This is a genomic window from Stenotrophomonas sp. 21LCFQ19, from assembly GCF_056861425.1.
Genome location: NZ_JBSPUF010000003.1, coordinates 211,209 through 226,896, shown reverse-complemented (window position 1 = coordinate 226,896; position 15,688 = coordinate 211,209). Strand labels below are relative to the sequence as shown.

At 64.8% G+C, this 15,688-nt stretch carries 14 protein-coding genes; 9 read left to right on the top strand and 5 right to left on the bottom strand.

Features of this window, described 5'->3' with window-relative positions:
* Window positions 1-149: 149 nt before the first annotated feature.
* From AC13FW_RS05020 to plsB, 4 genes are all read left to right on the top strand, one after another.
* Window positions 150-1,052 (top strand): 5'-nucleotidase, lipoprotein e(P4) family, encoded by a 903-nt coding sequence (locus AC13FW_RS05020; protein ID WP_482988395.1) that lies wholly within the window; start codon window positions 150-152, stop codon window positions 1,050-1,052.
* Entirely contained in the window at window positions 1,049-1,768 is a 720-nt protein-coding gene (gene pyrF, locus AC13FW_RS05015; protein ID WP_482988394.1) for an orotidine-5'-phosphate decarboxylase, read from the top strand. Before AC13FW_RS05020 ends, pyrF begins: the two co-directional genes overlap by 4 nt.
* 435 nt (window positions 1,769-2,203) lie before the next feature.
* Window positions 2,204-3,166 carry a hypothetical protein gene (locus tag AC13FW_RS05010; RefSeq protein ID WP_482988393.1) on the top strand — a complete coding sequence of 321 codons (963 nt, stop codon included), beginning with the start codon at window positions 2,204-2,206 and terminating at the stop codon, window positions 3,164-3,166.
* Window positions 3,166-5,796, top strand: a complete 2,631-nt coding sequence (plsB, locus tag AC13FW_RS05005; RefSeq protein ID WP_482988392.1) for a glycerol-3-phosphate 1-O-acyltransferase PlsB — start codon at window positions 3,166-3,168, stop codon at window positions 5,794-5,796. The genes AC13FW_RS05010 and plsB overlap by 1 nt, the downstream gene beginning before the upstream one ends.
* 255 nt (window positions 5,797-6,051) lie before the next feature.
* Here the strand turns inward: plsB and AC13FW_RS05000 are convergent, their stop codons facing one another.
* Window positions 6,052-6,246, bottom strand: a complete 195-nt coding sequence (locus AC13FW_RS05000; protein WP_481614790.1) for a YdcH family protein — start codon at window positions 6,244-6,246, stop codon at window positions 6,052-6,054.
* A gap of 75 nt (window positions 6,247-6,321) precedes the next feature.
* Between AC13FW_RS05000 and ttcA the strand changes: the two genes are divergently transcribed.
* The 3 genes from ttcA to AC13FW_RS04985 all read left to right on the top strand — a co-directional run bounded on the left by ttcA (window position 6,322) and on the right by AC13FW_RS04985 (window position 9,150).
* Complete coding sequence (gene ttcA, locus AC13FW_RS04995) at window positions 6,322-7,251, top strand: tRNA 2-thiocytidine(32) synthetase TtcA (RefSeq protein WP_482988391.1); 930 nt, start codon at window positions 6,322-6,324, stop codon at window positions 7,249-7,251.
* 145 nt (window positions 7,252-7,396) lie between these two features.
* Window positions 7,397-8,305: a recombination-associated protein RdgC gene (locus tag AC13FW_RS04990; protein WP_282269426.1), complete on the top strand. Its 909-nt coding sequence runs from the start codon at window positions 7,397-7,399 to the stop codon at window positions 8,303-8,305.
* A 53-nt stretch (window positions 8,306-8,358) separates the two neighbouring features.
* Window positions 8,359-9,150, top strand: coding sequence for a M48 family metallopeptidase (locus AC13FW_RS04985; protein ID WP_482988390.1), 792 nt, complete (start codon window positions 8,359-8,361; stop codon window positions 9,148-9,150).
* A gap of 286 nt (window positions 9,151-9,436) precedes the next feature.
* On the opposite strand, the gene AC13FW_RS04980 is transcribed toward AC13FW_RS04985, so the two are convergent.
* The 4 genes from AC13FW_RS04980 to hemH all read right to left on the bottom strand — a co-directional run bounded on the left by AC13FW_RS04980 (window position 9,437) and on the right by hemH (window position 14,266).
* On the bottom strand, window positions 9,437-9,613 hold the full coding sequence (locus AC13FW_RS04980; RefSeq protein ID WP_482988389.1) for a hypothetical protein: 177 nt from the start codon (window positions 9,611-9,613) through the stop codon (window positions 9,437-9,439).
* Window positions 9,614-9,890: 277 nt separating this feature from the next.
* Entirely contained in the window at window positions 9,891-12,047 is a 2,157-nt protein-coding gene (locus AC13FW_RS04975; RefSeq protein WP_482988388.1) for a methyl-accepting chemotaxis protein, read from the bottom strand.
* 396 nt (window positions 12,048-12,443) lie between these two features.
* Entirely contained in the window at window positions 12,444-13,307 is an 864-nt protein-coding gene (locus tag AC13FW_RS04970; protein WP_482988387.1) for an alpha/beta fold hydrolase, read from the bottom strand.
* Complete coding sequence (hemH, locus tag AC13FW_RS04965) at window positions 13,304-14,266, bottom strand: ferrochelatase (RefSeq protein ID WP_482988386.1); 963 nt, start codon at window positions 14,264-14,266, stop codon at window positions 13,304-13,306. The genes AC13FW_RS04970 and hemH overlap by 4 nt, the downstream gene beginning before the upstream one ends.
* A gap of 206 nt (window positions 14,267-14,472) precedes the next feature.
* Between hemH and AC13FW_RS04960 the strand changes: the two genes are divergently transcribed.
* A complete protein-coding gene (locus AC13FW_RS04960; RefSeq protein WP_282269415.1) occupies window positions 14,473-15,378 on the top strand; it encodes a lipid-binding SYLF domain-containing protein in 906 nt (301 codons plus the stop codon).
* A gap of 75 nt (window positions 15,379-15,453) precedes the next feature.
* Complete coding sequence (gene tatA, locus AC13FW_RS04955) at window positions 15,454-15,681, top strand: Sec-independent protein translocase subunit TatA (protein WP_282269413.1); 228 nt, start codon at window positions 15,454-15,456, stop codon at window positions 15,679-15,681.
* Window positions 15,682-15,688 lie beyond the last annotated feature (7 nt).

The following is a 15,688-nucleotide window of genomic DNA, read 5'->3' as shown; positions in this document are numbered from 1 at the left end:
CCGCGCGGCGGGCCCACCCGGCGGCCCGGGCAACCCCGGGGTCCCGCGGGGGGTTTCGTACCGAACCCCCACTCTGACCCCGGTTTAGCCCGGTTTAGCCCCTCAAGCCGGTAAACTTGCGCGGTTTTCAAAGATTCCCGGTAGTTCCCATGTCCCGATTCCCCGCCCTGACCCTGCTGGCCGGCGCCGTGCTGTCGCTGGCTGCCTGTAGCACGACCGCGCCGCTGAGCCGCGTTTCGCCGTCCCCGGCCGATGCCGTCGAGGCTCCGGCCAATGCGCCCAATGACAACCTCAATGCCGTGCTGTGGGTGCAGCGTTCGCAGGAGTACCGGGCCAGCGCGCTGCAGACCTGGAGGCTGGCCGCTGCACAGCTCGACGCGGCGCTTGCCGATGGCAGCTGGACCGCGCTGCTGCCGGAAGAAGGCGGCAAGCACCAGTCGGCCAAGCTGAAGCCGGCGGTGGTGGTGGATGTGGATGAAACCGTGCTGGACAACTCGCCGTATCAGGCGCGCTTGGTGCGCGACGGCAGCAGCTACAACGACGCGACCTGGGAAGCCTGGGTGGATGAGCGCAAGGCGCAGCCGGTGCCCGGCGCAGTGCAGTTCGCGCAGGCCGCCGCCGCCAAGGGCGTGACCATGATCTACATCAGCAACCGCACCGCGGCGATGAAGGACGCGACCATCGCCAACCTGCGCGCGGTTGGCTTCCCGGTCGCCGATGACAGTGTCTATCTGGGCCTGGGCACGCCGGTGCCGGGCTGCACCGAACACGGCAGCGAGAAGGGTTGCCGCCGCCAGCTGGTGGCGCAGAACTACCGCGTGTTGATGCAGGTGGGCGACCAGTTCACCGATTTCCTGCAGGTCGAGGACAACAGCCTGGCTGCGCGCGATCTGCTGCTGGACAAGTACCAGGGCTGGATCGGCTCGCGCTGGTGGATCCTGTCCAACCCCACCTACGGTGGTTGGGAAGGTGCGGCGATCAATAATGCCTGGTCGTTGCCGGCGGACCTGCGCAACGGGGCAAAGCGCGAAGCGCTGGAGGTGGCCCGATGAGCCGCGCACCGCTGCCGCTGCGTAACGACGAGCGCCTGATCTTCGCACTCGACGTGCCCGGCAAAACCGAAGCCATCGAATGGGTGGACAAGCTTGGCGATGCCGTGTCGTTCTACAAGATCGGCATGGAACTGCTGGCCTCGGGCGAGTACTTCGACGTGCTCGACGAATTGGCCAAGCGCGACAAGCGCGTGTTCGTCGATCTGAAGTTCTTCGACATCCCGGCCACCATTGCCGGCGTGATCAAACGCCTGTCGCAGTGGCCGGTGAGCTACTGCACCATCCACGGTTGGCACCCGGGCATGATGGAGGCCGCTGCAGCAGCCAACAGCTCGGAGATGCGCCTGCTGGCGGTGACCGTGCTGACCTCGATGGGGCGTCCGGACCTGGCGCAGATGGGCATCGACCGTGAACCGGTGGACGTGGTGGTGGAGCGCGCGCTGGCCGCGCAGCGTGCCGGCATCGACGGCGTTATCGCTTCCGGCCAGGAAGCTGCGCCAATCCGCGCTGCGACTGGTCAGGGTTTCTCCATCGTCTGCCCCGGTATCCGTCCCGGCGGCCCGGTCGGCGACGACCAGCAACGCACCGTGGGCGTGGCTCAGGCCTTTGCCGATGGCGCCGATGCCATTGTCGTCGGGCGGCCGATCCGTCTGGCTGCCGACCCGCGCGCCACGGCGCTGGCTATTCAGCGTGAAATTGTTGAATCAATCAAATAAATCAACAACTTACACGGTTGTTTATAAAGTGTTGCTTTAACTGAATCGGGCGGGTAGGCTACGTCTCGTCCGGCTCTGCCGGCGATGCGTCAAACATGTCTACCGGTCCCGCACCGGTTTGAGGAGGTCTGTCACCGGCAACGGGGCGGCCTCTTTTTTTATGCCGGGATCTGGGGATTCGTTGAGAGCAACTGCGTTCGCCGCTTTGTTGCGTGGCAGCCGGAGAGCAGACCCGGCCCTGTGCATGAAGCCATCGAACCAGCCATGCGCCCCCTCCTTTTGTCGCAGGCAAGGGGAGGGCTGGGGAGGGGCGCTCCTGCTGTCAGCCATCACCGAACCCCAATCCCGACTCTCCGCTCCACCGTGACGGCCGTGCTTGCCGCTGTCACCGGGCAGGCATCAAGATGCTTGGCCTACGGGAGGATCGCCGCCGCCATGCAACGCCGTTCACTACGCAGTTGCCACACCATCATCCTGGCCTCGGTCTGCCTGGTAGCCCTGTTGGCGGCCTGCAAGCGCAACGCCGAGCCCTTGCCCGGCGCCGCCACCGAGCCAGCCGCGGCGGTGCGCCAGCTGACCCAGTACCTGCGCAACAACGACCTGGTCGGCTATGCCCGCGCCGCCGTGCCACCTGCCCAGTACGCCGAACTGGAAGCGGCCTGGGCGCAGGGCCATAGCCGCTGGCCGCTGACCGAGCTGCCCTTGGACGAAAAACTGCCAGTACTGCTGGCAACGCTGTCGGAGAAGGATGCCGAGCGCACGCTGCAGCGCGCCTTCAAGGCGCAGTTGGAAGGCCAGAGCGCGGCCGTGCGGCAGGCCGCGCATTCGCTGGGCCTGTTCGGTGTGCAGTACATCAGCCACCAAGGTGACTACAACGCAGCCGAACGTGCGCACTACGTGCAGCTGGTTACCGCACTCAGCGATTGGGCGCAGGCCGCACCACTGTCGGATCCGAAACTGGCACAGACCTCGATTGCCACCCTCACTGCCGCCGCCCGTGCCTCCGGCCTGGCCGATGAGCAGGCCTTCCAGCAGGCCGGCATGACCGGCACCTTGCAGAAACTCGGTCCGTTCGCAGCGGCCAGCAAGCAGGTGCTGGCTGCGTATGGCCTGAAACTGGATGAAAGCGTTGAGCAGATGCGCACCGGCCTGGTCTCGCAGGACGGCGACCGTGCCACCGTTCGCGTGCAGTACCCGCTCGCAGGCAAGGAGCTGGACCTTGAAGTGGCGCTGGTGAGGCGCGACAAGCGTTGGTACCTGGCACGCACGCTCAGCGATGTGGACGCGGTGCTGGCGGCCGCGCGCGCGGCCGAACAGGCCAAGGCCGAGGCCCTGCAGCCGGCCGGAAATCCCGACCTGCAAACTGCAGACAACGCGGCAGCGGCGGCTAAGCCATAATGGCGCCGATGTCGAAACAGAAATCCCAGCCCGATCAGGGTGAACTGCTGCCGCCGGACGACGCCAACGCGACGCCCGCCACTCCCGCTGCCATCGTGCCGGGCGCTTCCGCGCGTCCGTCGCTTGCGGCCCGCGCCGCGCGTCGCCCGTGGTGGGCACGTCTGCTGGGCAAGCTGATCGAGCCCTGGCTGGGCCTGAAGATCGAGCCCGAGCAGCCTGGCGAATACAACGACGGCCGTCCGGTCGTATACGTGCTGGAGGACTACGGTCTGTCCAACGCACTCATCCTGGACAAGGCCTGCCGTGATGCCGGCCTGCCGTCGCCGCTGGTGCCGCTGGCCGGTGACCCCACCGGGCGCAAGCGCGCCTACGTGGCGCTGTCGCGGCGTTCTAGCAACAGCGCGCTGATCCCCGAGCAGCGCGGCGCCAAGACCCATTCCGATTCGCTGGCCAAGCTGCTGCAGGCGCACCGCGCCAATCCGGGCCTGGACGTGCACCTGGTGCCGGTGTCGATCTTCGTCGGCCGCGCCCCGGACAAGCAGAGCGGCTGGTTCGCGGTGCTGTTCTCGGAAAACTGGGCGCTGGTCGGCCGCTTCCGCCGCCTGCTGGCGATCCTGCTCAATGGCCGCGACACCATCGTCCGCTTCGCCCCGCCGGTCTCGCTGCGCGGCACCGTCGACGAAGGCCTGGAGCCGGAGCGCACCGTCCGCAAGCTGCAGCGCGTGCTGCGCACCCACTTCCGCCGCATCCGCGAATCGATCATCGGCCCGGATCTGTCCACCCGTCGCCTGCTGGTGGACAAGGTGCTGGAATCCGATTCGGTGCGCGAAGCCATCGCCGTGCAGGCCAAGCGCGACAACTCCAAGACCACCGACGCCTGGAAGAAGGCGCAGGGCTACGCCTGGGAAATCGCCGCCGACTATTCCACCCCGGTGGTGCGCTCGGCCAGCTTCATGCTCAGCCACGTCTGGAACCGCATCTACGCGGGCGTGCTGGTGCACCACCTGGACAAGTTCAAGGAAGCCGCGCCTGGCCACGAAATCGTCTACGTGCCCAGCCACCGCAGCCACATGGACTACCTGCTGCTGAGCTACCTGCTGTATGACCGCGGCATCGTGCCGCCGCACATCTTTGCCGGCATCAACCTCAACCTGCCGGTGGTCGGCACCTTGTTGCGCAAGGGCGGTGCGTTCTTCGCGCGGCGCAGCTTCCGCGGCAATCCGCTGTACTCGGCGGTATTCTCCGAATACATGGCGCAGCTGGTATCGGGCGGCTACTCGATCGAGTACTTCGTCGAAGGCGGGCGTTCGCGCACCGGCCGCCTGCTGCAGCCCAAGGGCGGCGTCATCTCCATGACCCTGCGTGCCTACCTACGCCAGCCGCGCAAGCCGGTGCTGTTCCAGCCCATCTACATCGGCTACGAGAAGCTGATGGAAGGCAACAGCTACCTGGACGAGCTGTCCGGCCGGCCGAAGGAAAAGGAATCGATCTGGGCGCTGCTGTGGGGCATTCCCAAGGTGCTCAAGCAGAACTACGGCCAGGTGGTGGTGAACTTCGGCGAGCCGATCGCATTGAACGACGTGCTGGCGGTGAATGCCCCGGAGTGGGATGGCCAGCCGGTGCCCGAGGATGAGAAGCCAGCGTGGTTGATGAAGACCGTCGACACGCTCGCGCAGAACATCAACGTCCACGTCAACGCTGCCGCCGACGTCAACCCGATCAACCTGCTGGCGCTGGCGCTGCTGTCCACGCCCAAGCATGCGATGGGCGAGGCCGACCTGATCGCGCAGATCGAGTTGAGCAAGAAGCTGCTTGTGGAAATGCCGTACTCGGACCGGGTCACGGTCACCCCGCATTCGCCCGAGCGCATCATTGCCCACGCCGAGGAAATCAACGTCCTCACCCGCACCAAGCACCCGCTGGGCGACGTGCTCAGCGTCAGCGGCGATACCGCGGTGTTGCTGAGCTACTTCCGCAACAACGTGATCCACCTGTTCACCGCCTCGTCGTGGGTGGCGTGCTGCTTCCAGAACAACCGCCGCATGAGCCGTGGCGGTCTGCTGCGCCTGGGCCGCGGGCTTTACCCGTTCCTGCAGGAAGAGTTGTTCCTGCCCTGGAGCGAGGACGAGTTCGCCGCGCGCATCGACCAGACCATCGACGTCTTCGTGCGCGAAGGCCTGCTCCAGCATGTGGGCGAGGACGATGGCGGCATGCTCGCGCGCAGCACCGGCCAGACCGACGAAGTATTCCGCCTGCGCGCGATCGGCCACTCGCTGCAACAGGCATTCGAGCGCTATTACATCGCCATCTCGGTGCTGGTGAAGAACGGCCCCGGCACCCTGGGTGCCGGTGAGCTGGAAAGCCTGTGCCAACAGGCCGCGCAACGCCTGAGCCTGTTGTATGCACCGGCCGCACCGGAGTTCTTCGACAAGTCGCTGTTCCGCGGTTTCATCCAGAAGATGCGTGAACTGCGCCTGGTCTGGCCGGACCAGAACAGCAAGCTGCTGTTCGACGAACGTCTGGATGCCTGGGCCAAGGACGCCAAGTTCATCCTCGGCCGCGAACTGCGCCACACCATCGAGCGTGTGAGCCCGGAAGCGGCGAAGCCGGAAGTGCCGCCAGTAGTTTGATTGGAGACACTGTAGAGCGGAGCCATGCTCCGCTGGGGCTCGACCGGTACAGCCTCTGCCGAGCATGGCTCGGCACTACCGATTGGTCTTGTGGGAGCGGCGTAAGCCGCGAAGCCACTGCTCAATCAGGTAGCACGCATGCCGGCAACTTCAACGCTGCCGGCTTCGCGGCTTACGCCGCTCCCACAATCCCTATGGGGTTGATGGGTTGTATTGGAGAGCCCCTGCCGAGGATGGCTCGGCACTACGCCCCGTTCAGGCTGGCTCGTTCGGGATCAGCATGCTTTCCAGCTTGGTGATGCAGTCGCGCAGCTGCAGCTTGCGCTTCTTCAGCCGCTTGGACTCCAGGTCGTCGTCCGGGTTGGCGGCCAGGCGCGAGATGTCTTCGTCCAGACTGCGGTGTTCGGCCCGCAGGACGGCGATGCGTTGGCTGATCTGCTCGGGGGTCATGGTCTCCACGGGGATTGAGCATACACGTTGCCGCTTGCCGCGTGAGGGACGCTGCCGACCCGGTAGAATGGGCGCATGAGCGCTGTCATTTCCCTGCCCGATCCCGCCCCGCGGGCCCGTGATCCGCACGTGGCCGAACGTGAATACCAGAAACTCGGCAAACGCCTGCGTCACCAGGTAGGCCAGGCCATTGCCGACTTCGGCATGATCGAGGCCGGCGACAAGGTGATGGTCTGCCTGTCCGGCGGCAAGGACAGCTATACCTTGCTGGACATCCTGTTACAGCTGCAGAAAAAGGCGCCGGTGCCGTTCGAGCTGGTGGCGGTGAACCTGGACCAGAAGCAGCCGGGTTTCCCGGAACATGTGTTGCCCGAGTACCTGGCCTCGATCGGCGTGCCGTACCACATCATCGAACAGGACACCTATTCGGTGGTGAGCCGGGTGATCCCGGAAGGCAAGACCATGTGTTCGCTGTGCTCGCGCATGCGCCGTGGCTCGCTGTACACCTACGCCGAAGCCAATGGCTTCACCAAGATCGCGCTGGGCCACCACCGCGATGACATGGTGGCCACGTTCTTCATGAACCTGTTCCACCACTCCAAGATTTCCGGCATGCCGCCCAAGCTGCGCAGCGATGACGGCAAGCATGTGGTGATCCGCCCGCTGGCCTATGTGCGCGAAGCGGACATCATCGAATACGCCAACACCCGCCAGTTCCCGATCATTCCGTGCAACCTGTGCGGCAGCCAGGAAAACCTGCAGCGCAAGCAGGTTGGCCTGATGATGAAGCAGTGGGAAAAGGACACGCCCGGCCGCATCGAGCAGATATCCCGCGCGCTGGGCGACATCCGTCCCTCGCAGCTGGCCGATCCCAAACTGTTCGACTTCATGGCGCTGGGTCGCAATGAACAGGCGCCGGCGGCCGATCCACAGGCTTGGCTTGCAGGCGGCGACAAACAACAAGATCAAGAAGCCCTTCTCCCGCCGGGAGAAGGGTTGGGATGAGGGTGGCGGTGCTAGGGTGAACTGAAACCAGGCACAACACATCACCTCATCCATCCCCCGGCTCCACCGGCGGCACGCTCTTCGGAGCAGCTTTTCCTGCGAGGAGAAGCATGCCCCTGAACCATGAATACGAAATAGGACATCCATGTTTTTCAAGAACCTCACGCTGTTCCGTTTCCCAACCTCCATTGATTTCTCCGACGTCGACACGCTGCTGCCGCAGGTGGTGCTCAAGCCGGTCGGCGCGCTGGAAATGACCTCGCGCGGCTTCATCTCGCCGTTCGGCCGTGAAGAAAAGATCCAGTTCTCGCACCGCATCGGCGATGCGCTGTGGCTGACCGTCGGCGGTGAAGACAAGATCCTGCCCAGCGTGGTGGTCAACGACCTGCTGCAGCGCAAGCTGGAAGAGATCGAAGAGAAGGAAGGTCGCAAACCCGGTGGGCGTGAGCGCAAGCGCCTGAAGGACGACCTGCTGCACGAGTTGCTGCCGCGCGCCTTCGTCAAGAGCTCGCGTACCGATGCCTTCCTCGACCTGCAGCACGGTTATGTCGCCGTCGACAGTTCCAGCCGCAAGACCGGCGAGAACGTGATGAGCGACATCCGCGGCATGCTCGGCAGCTTCCCGGCGATGCCGCTGAACGCCGAAGTCGCACCGCGCGCCATCCTGACTGCGTGGATCGCCGGCGAGCCGCTGCCCGAAGGCCTGAGTCTGGGCGAAGAATGCGAGATGAAGGACCCGGCCGAGGGGGGCGCGGTGGTCAAGTGCCAGCATCAGGAACTGCGCTGCGACGAGATCGACAAGCACCTGGATGCCGGCAAGCAGGTCACCAAGCTGGCGCTGATCTTCGAGGACAACCTGTCCTTCGTGCTCGGCGACGACCTGATCGTGCGCAAGCTGAAATTCCTCGATGGCGCGCTGGACCAGCTCGAGCACATCGACGAGGAAGGCCGTCGCGCAGAACTGGATGCCCGCTTCGCCCTGCAGAGCGGTGAAATCCGTCGACTGTTCCTGCTGTTGGAGCAGGCATTCAAGCTGAGCAAGGCTGATAGCTGAACCCGTTGCTGACCTACCCGGTTTCGTAACCGGGTAGGGACTATGCTGGGACCATGGTTAGCCTGCTTCGCCGTCTGATGACCCCCGCCGCGCCGGTGATCCAGCGCGACACGGTGCGCCTGCGCCTGGACGATGCCGAGATCGAAGTGCTGCGCGTGCGTGATCCGCGTGCACGCCGGCTCAAACTCAGCGTGGACGAACGTGGTGCGCGGCTGACCATGCCACTGCGGGCGAGTCTGGTTTCCGGCGAACGTTTCCTGCAGGCCAACCGGCAGTGGTTGCAGCAGCAGTTGGCTCGGCTGGGGGGCGATGGCTTGCTCGCGCCCGCACTGCGTCTGCGTGAGCCCGGCGTGCTGCCCCTGCGCGGCGAGTTGTTGCCGGTGCAATGGCGGGAAGGTCGGTTCACCCGCATCGAGGTTGATGCGGGTGTGGTGACGATCCAGCTGCCGGCACGCGCTGGGGAGCCGGCGTTGCGGCGCGCGCTGCGAGAGTTCTATGAAGTGCAGGTGCGCGCCGATGTCGGCCAGTGGCTGCCGCGCTATCTGCCGGGCCTGGCACGTGCACCCTCACGGCTGCGGCCAAAGGTGATGTCCTCGCAGTGGGGATCATTGGCGCCGGATGGTTCGATGGCCTTGGACCTGGCCTTGGTATTGGCGCGGCCGTCGGCGTTCGAGTACGTGCTGGTGCACGAGCTGTGTCACTTGTTGCAGGCCAACCACTCGCCGGCATTCTGGGCAGAAGTGGAAGCGCGTTTTCCTGAGTGGCGCGATGAGCGCGATTACCTGCGTGAGGAAGGCCGCAGGTTGAAGAGCACCTTGCATCAACTGCTGCGGGCGCAGGGCTGAAGCCGAAGCAACGTCAAAATCCTTCCCCTCGCTCCTCGAGCGTAAAGCCAAAGCAGACGACTGTAGTGCCGAGCCATGCTCGGCAGGGCCTTACCGGCAAGATCAAAAGCGTCCCCTCATCCCAACCCTCGCTCCGCGCCCCGGCCCTTGCGCTGGCGCAAGGGCGTTCGATGGGCAGCGAACCTGTGTTTCGCAAGCTGCCCCTCTTACCCCGCAAGCGGTAAAGGCCACTGTAGTGCCGAGCCATGCTCGGCTGGGCCTTGCCGACAAGATCAAAAGCTTCCCCTCATCCCAACCCTTCTCCCGCAAGCGGGAGAAGGGCTAAAGCAACAGCTAAAGCAACAGCTAAAGCAACAGCTAAAGCAGCAGCCAAAAGCCAAAAGCCAAAAGCCAAAAGCAAAAAGCAAAAAGCCAAAAGCAAAAAGCAAAAAGCAAAAAGCAAAAAGCAAAAAGCAAAAAGCAAAAAGCAAAAAGCACCCCTCCCCAACCCTCCCCTTGCCTGCGGCAAAGGGAGGGGGAAGAGCGGGTGCTGCAGGTGTCTAGATAGCCACCAAGTGCATGATCCTTCCCCTCCCTTTGCCGTAGGCAAGGGGAGGGCCAGGGAGGGGTGCCTTTGCTCCTGCTTTAGTATCTGCGTCTGATCTTGTTCCTACTCCTACTCCTACTGCAGCAACAGCAACAGCAACAGCAACAGCAACAGCAACAGCAACAGCAACAGCAACAGCAACAGCAACAGCACCTTATCCCACCCTGCGCATCACCTCGGCTTCACCACCGGTCGAATAGCGGAACACCGAAACCGCCTCCGCCAACGCACTGGCCTGCGCTTCCATCGAGCGCGCAGCCGCACTGGCTTCTTCCACCAAGGCCGCATTCTGCTGGGTGGTTTCATCCATCTGCACGACAGTGTGGTTGACCTGCTCGATGCCGGCCGATTGTTCCTGCGAAGCCGCGGCAATCCGCGCGACGATGTCGCTGACCTGCTGCACCGAGCCGACAATCTCACTCATGGTGCTGCCGGCCTGTGCGACCAACGCGGCACCATCATCCACCTTGCCCATCGAGTCGCCGATCAGTTCCTTGATCTCGCGTGCGGCGGTGGCCGAGCGCTGCGCCAGGTTGCGCACTTCCGATGCGACCACCACGAAGCCGCGCCCCTGTTCGCCGGCACGCGCAGCTTCCACCGCAGCATTCAGTGCCAGGATATTGGTCTGGAAGGCGATGCCATCGATCACCCCGATGATCTCGGCAATGCGCTTGGACGACAGCTCGATCGCATGCATCGTCGACACCACCTGCCCAACCACATCGCCACCGCGTGCAGCGACATCGGCCGCACCCATGGCCAGCTGGTTGGCCTGACGGGCCGAGGCCGCGTTCTCGCGCACCGTGGCGGTCAGTTCTTCCATCGAAGCGGCGGTTTCCTCCAGGTTGGCGGCCTGCTGCTCGGTACGGCGCGAAAGATCGTCATTGCCCGCCGCCAGTTCGTGCGCGGCGGTGTTGATCGCCAGCGAGCACTGCTTGATCTGGCCAACAATGCCGGTCAGGCGTTCAGCAGTAAGGTTGGCGTCGTTCTTCATCGCTTCGAAATCGCCGGCATAGTCGCCCTGCACGCGATGATCCAGATCGCCAGTAGCCAGCGCCGACAACATCGTGCGCAGTTCGCCGGTGGTGGTTGCAACCACCTCCAGCAGCTGGTTGATGCCGGTGGTAAGTGTCTGGATGAAGCCAGCCTCGTTCACCGCCTGCAGGCGCTGGTCGAGAGCACCGGCCGAGGCGGCGGCGACGATGCCGGCGACGCTGTTCTCAAGCGCCAGTTCCTGGGTGCGGTCGTGCCACTCCACCGCGAAGCCGCTGCGGCTGCCGTCGGCGTTGAATACCGGCGTCACCACCTGGCTGAAATGCACCGGGCCAATGGTGATCTGGCCGTTGTGCACCTTCCTGAGCTGGTCGAGCATGCCGCGGATGCGCGCCGGATTGGCGTGGAAGCGGTGGATGCTGCTGCCGACCAGGGTGTCGACGTTGAAGTCGGGGAAGGCCGTGCGCAGGCTGTCCTGCTGGTTGCGCAGCAAGGCCACGACCGAGCGGTTCACGTAGCGGATGATGTGCTCGTTGTCGGCGATCATCATCCCGGTACGCGAGGCGTCGAGCGAGGCGCGGATCTGGCTGTTCTCGTGATGCAGCGCTGCGTCCTGCTGCTGCCTTTGTGCGAGCTTGGCGCGCATCTGGAGCACGCTATCGGCAAGGGTACCGGCCGCGATGCGGTGAACGTCGCTGAGGGCGTCGATTTCTTCGCCGTTGGCAATTGCATCAAGCATCGTGCGCAGCCGCGCGGGTGCCGCGCCAAGGGCGAGAACCTGGCGCTGCAGCTGCACTGCCATCATGCTGATGAAGGCTGCCTCCACCACGACATACAGGATGTGCAGCAGCACCATGTCGAAGCCGCTGCCCTGTGCGAAGGCGCGCACCGGCAGGCCGCGTGCCTGCAGCCAATGGAAGACCATGTGATGGACGCTGATCGCTGCGGCAGCGACCAGCACTGGCACCCAATCGCGGTAGTACAGCAGCAACGCGAGTACGACGAACACGCCAAAGTGCGCTTCCGCAGCACCACCGGCCTGCTGGATGGTGGCGGCAACCAACGCCATCAACGCCAATGCGACCGTTACCCGGCTGCGCAGGCTGCCCTCAGCCAGTTTGACCTGCACGGTCATCAGCGCAAGCACGGGAACGCTGACGGCGTAGAACGGCAGCCATTGGCCCGACCACACCGCCAGCGTCAATGACGCCAGGCCGAGGATCAGGCCGAAGTACAGGAACAGGCGGTCCGCCGCGCAGGCCAGCTGCGTGTAATAGGCATCGGGAGGTTGCAGCGTGGTGTGGCGACGGGTGGACATCGGGAACTCCTGTTCAACAGGAACAGCGGGGAAGGGAAAAGGAAAGCAAGCGTTGCAGGCAGACGCAGGCGGGTGCGTTCATCCGGATCGTCTTCGGTGTGTCGATCGCAGGCTGCTGTGGCTGCGTGCACAGCCTCTCCAATAGCGCGGCCTTCGCCGACACCTCAGCAGCGTGCGCTGGCTGGGCGGGACCAGTCATGGTCCAGCCCAGACAGGCGAGCAGGATCAACCCAGGGATGACACCGGGCCGGAGGGCGGGGCGGGGGGGCATGCGATGGTGGGGCGCGCAGCACCCGTTGCGGGGCTGCGGGACATCTTCTCGATTACGGCAATGCCGGAGTTATCGGCTGCCGCGCTTACTACTGAAGCCGATGCCATTGGCATCGGGCTCCATATTCAGCTGGCGTCGGGCAACGCCGCGATGAAGTCGAGAATGATCAGCGCAACTGCCTCGGGGTCATCCATGTGCACATGGTGATGGCCGGGCAGGGTATGCAGGCGGCCATCCGGCAGCAGCGCCGCACGCTGGCTGCGTTCCGGTTCCGGGAAGTAAGGCTGGGCCGGGGTGGCGTAGATCACCTGCACCGGGCAGAGGATGGCGCTGACCACATCGCAGACCTGCTCTTCGGTCATGCGGACCGCGGTCGGCAGCATCAGTCGCGGGTCGCTGCGCCAGCTCCAGCCACCGTCGACCGGTTTGACCCCGCGTTCGATCAGCAGGCGCGCCGAGGCCTCGCTGAGCTGGTTGACCATCATCCGCGCACGTACCGGCGCGCTCAGGTCGGGGAATACCCGCAACTGCTTGGCGTCCAGCTTGAGCATCGCTTCCACGTAGGTGCGCAGGCGCTGCACGGTCTCGCCGGCCGGTGCGGTGAGGCCGCCCAAGGCCTCGATCGATACCAGTGCCTGCACCCGTTCACCGGCCACGGCAGCGACCAGGCTGGCGATCGCGGCACCCATCGAGTGGCCGAGCAGTACAAAGCGGTCCCAGCCCAGCGCATCGGCAATTGCCAGGGTCTGCACGATGGCGTGCGGCGTGGTGTACGGCGTGGTCAGCGGCAGGTGGTCGCTATAGCCATGGCCGGGCAGGTCGACCATCACCAGGTCCAGCGTCGGCAGTTGCTCGGCCAGCGGCAGGAAGCTGGCCGCGTTGTCGAGCCAGCCATGCAGGGCGAGGACCTTCAGGCCATCCGGGTTGCCCGCGCGCAGGCCGGCGACGCGGATGCCATCGAGCTGCAATTCAAAAGGCGTCGCGTTCATGCCGGCTGCGCCGCCGCCAGCGCGGCCAACGCAGCGGCATGGGCGCTGCTGTCGTTGAGGCAGGGAATGTAGCGCATGCGCGCGCCCCGCTCGGCCAGGGTTTCGGTGAAGCCCATCTGCACTTCTTCCAGGGTTTCCAGGCAGTCGGTGGCAAAGCCCGGGCAGACCACGTCCAGGGTCTTGATGCCGCTTTCGGCCAGTTCCCATAGCCGCGGCTCGGCATAGGGCTGCAGCCAACGCTCCCGGCCGAATCGCGATTGGTAGGCCAGTTCCCACGCATCGCTGCTCAGGCCCAGCGCTGCGGCAATGGCCTTGGCGCTGGCTTGGCAACGCTGCGGGTAGGGATCGCCGGCATCGGCCAGGCGCTGCGGGATGCCATGGAAGGAGAACACCAGCTTGCCGCCGCGGCCATGTTCAGCCCAATAATCGGCAATGGAGGCGGCGACCGCGGCAACCCAGGCCGGGTCATCGGCGTAGTCGCGGATGGTCTGTACCGTCACCTTCGGGTTGTGTGCCTGCCATTGCTGCACGCGGTCCTCGATGGAGGCGGTGGTGGTGGTCGAGTACTGCGGATACAGCGGCAGCACCACGATGCGCTGGATACCCTCGGCAGCCAATGCATCCAATGCCGGCAGCATGGCCGGTTCGCCGTAGCGCATGGCTTCGTGCACCCGCCACTGTGGCAGCTGTTGTTGCATGGCCTTGGCCAGGCGATGGGTGTAGACCGCCAGCGGCGAGCCTTCGGGCAGCCAGACCTGGGCGTACTTCTGCGCCGAGCGGCCACTGCGCAGCGGCAGGATCAGCCCATGCAGCAGCGGTTTCCACAGCAAAGCCGGGATCGAGACCACACGGGGGTCGCTGAGGAATTCCGCCAGATAGCGCCGCACCGCAGGGGCGGTGGGTGTCTCGGGCGTGCCTAGATTGACCGCGAGCAACGCGGTAGTGGGGGCGTTGGACATCCAGGCATTTTCGCAGGTATGGGCAGAGAAGGGAGTGCTGCGGGTCTGCAGCGGACATCACCCCTCCCCAACCCTCCCCTTCGCGATGCGAAAGGGAGGGGGCACAGATGCTCATGCCTCTCGCCCGCTCACCAGCTATTCAGAGCCACGCTACTAATTTCAGGCACTTGCGCTATCTTTCTACGCACCGACCTACGGAGTTACCCATGCGCCGCCTGCCGTGCCTTGTTCTGCTGTTGTCCGCGAGCCTGTTGTCCACCACTGCCGTCGCTGGTCCGCAGGAAGATCAACGTGCCCGCAATGCGGTGCGGGTGCTCAGTGAGATCCAGGACATCCCGGAGCAGGCCATCCCCGACAAACTGCTGGATGAAGGCCGCGCCATCATCGTCCTGCCGGACACCATCAAGGCTGGTCTGGTACTGGGTGGGCGTCGTGGCCATGGCCTGATGTCGGTGAAAATGGCCGATGGCAGCTGGTCCAATCCCGTATTCATCAAGCTTACCGGAGGCAGCATCGGCTTCCAGGCCGGCGTGCAGTCGTCGGACGTGATCCTGGTGTTCCGCAACGACCGCAGCCTGGACAACATCGTCAACGGCAAGTTCACCCTCGGTGCCGACGCTGGCGTCGCCGCTGGCCCGGTTGGTCGCAATGCCGCAGCTGCCACCGATGGTCAGCTCAAGGCCGAGATCTGGTCGTGGTCGCGCGCCCGTGGCCTGTTTGCAGGCGTGGCGCTGGATGGCGCGGTGCTGCAGATCGACGATGCCGCCAACCTGGATGCCTACGGCCAGAACACCACGCCGCGCATGATTCTGGAGGGTCGCCTGAACAACGCGCCCTCGTCGGATGTCGTGTCCTTCCGTGACCGTCTGGAAGAGTCCACCTATGCCGCGCGGGAAAAGCGTGGCACCCAGGGCAGCGTCGCCCCGGTGGTGGCAAGTGCACCGCGCAGCAACGCGGTCAGCGTGCAGGCGCCCGTGGCCGATACCGTTGGCAGCGACACCGCGACCACTGCACCGTTGCAGCATTCCACCGCTGAACCGGCACCGCAGCAGGGCTTCCAGCCGGTCTCCGAAGGCGAGATCCGCACCGAAAGCCTGGACGGCGGCAACTGACCTTTGGCATAGCGATCAATTAAGACCTTGTGCGCTATGCTCGACAACCTCCACACAGAATAACGCGAGCAGATCATGGGCAGTTTCAGCATCTGGCACTGGTTGGTCGTGCTGGTCATCGTCCTGCTGGTGTTTGGCACCAAGCGTTTGACGAGCGGCGCCAAGGATCTGGGCAGTGCGGTCAAAGAGTTCAAGAAAGGCATGCGTGACGAGGACAAGCCGGCTGCACAGCTGGGCGACGAATCGCGTGATGCCGACAAGAGCGGCGAAAAGCAGGCCGAGCACGACCGCGACGCGCGCTGATCCTGAG

What these genes read in the sequence shown, in the direction of transcription:
- AC13FW_RS05020 (WP_482988395.1), top strand. Translation starts at nt 150, where the DNA reads ATGTCCCGATTCCCCGCCCTGACCCTGCTGGCCGGCGCCGTGCTGTCG.
- pyrF (WP_482988394.1), top strand. Translation starts at nt 1,049, where the DNA reads ATGAGCCGCGCACCGCTGCCGCTGCGTAACGACGAGCGCCTGATCTTC.
- AC13FW_RS05010 (WP_482988393.1), top strand. Translation starts at nt 2,204, where the DNA reads ATGCAACGCCGTTCACTACGCAGTTGCCACACCATCATCCTGGCCTCG.
- plsB (WP_482988392.1), top strand. Translation starts at nt 3,166, where the DNA reads ATGGCGCCGATGTCGAAACAGAAATCCCAGCCCGATCAGGGTGAACTG.
- AC13FW_RS05000 (WP_481614790.1), bottom strand. Translation starts at nt 6,246, where the DNA reads ATGACCCCCGAGCAGATCAGCCAACGCATCGCCGTCCTGCGGGCCGAA.
- ttcA (WP_482988391.1), top strand. Translation starts at nt 6,322, where the DNA reads ATGAGCGCTGTCATTTCCCTGCCCGATCCCGCCCCGCGGGCCCGTGAT.
- AC13FW_RS04990 (WP_282269426.1), top strand. Translation starts at nt 7,397, where the DNA reads ATGTTTTTCAAGAACCTCACGCTGTTCCGTTTCCCAACCTCCATTGAT.
- AC13FW_RS04985 (WP_482988390.1), top strand. Translation starts at nt 8,359, where the DNA reads ATGGTTAGCCTGCTTCGCCGTCTGATGACCCCCGCCGCGCCGGTGATC.
- AC13FW_RS04975 (WP_482988388.1), bottom strand. Translation starts at nt 12,047, where the DNA reads ATGTCCACCCGTCGCCACACCACGCTGCAACCTCCCGATGCCTATTAC.
- AC13FW_RS04970 (WP_482988387.1), bottom strand. Translation starts at nt 13,307, where the DNA reads ATGAACGCGACGCCTTTTGAATTGCAGCTCGATGGCATCCGCGTCGCC.
- hemH (WP_482988386.1), bottom strand. Translation starts at nt 14,266, where the DNA reads ATGTCCAACGCCCCCACTACCGCGTTGCTCGCGGTCAATCTAGGCACG.
- AC13FW_RS04960 (WP_282269415.1), top strand. Translation starts at nt 14,473, where the DNA reads ATGCGCCGCCTGCCGTGCCTTGTTCTGCTGTTGTCCGCGAGCCTGTTG.
- tatA (WP_282269413.1), top strand. Translation starts at nt 15,454, where the DNA reads ATGGGCAGTTTCAGCATCTGGCACTGGTTGGTCGTGCTGGTCATCGTC.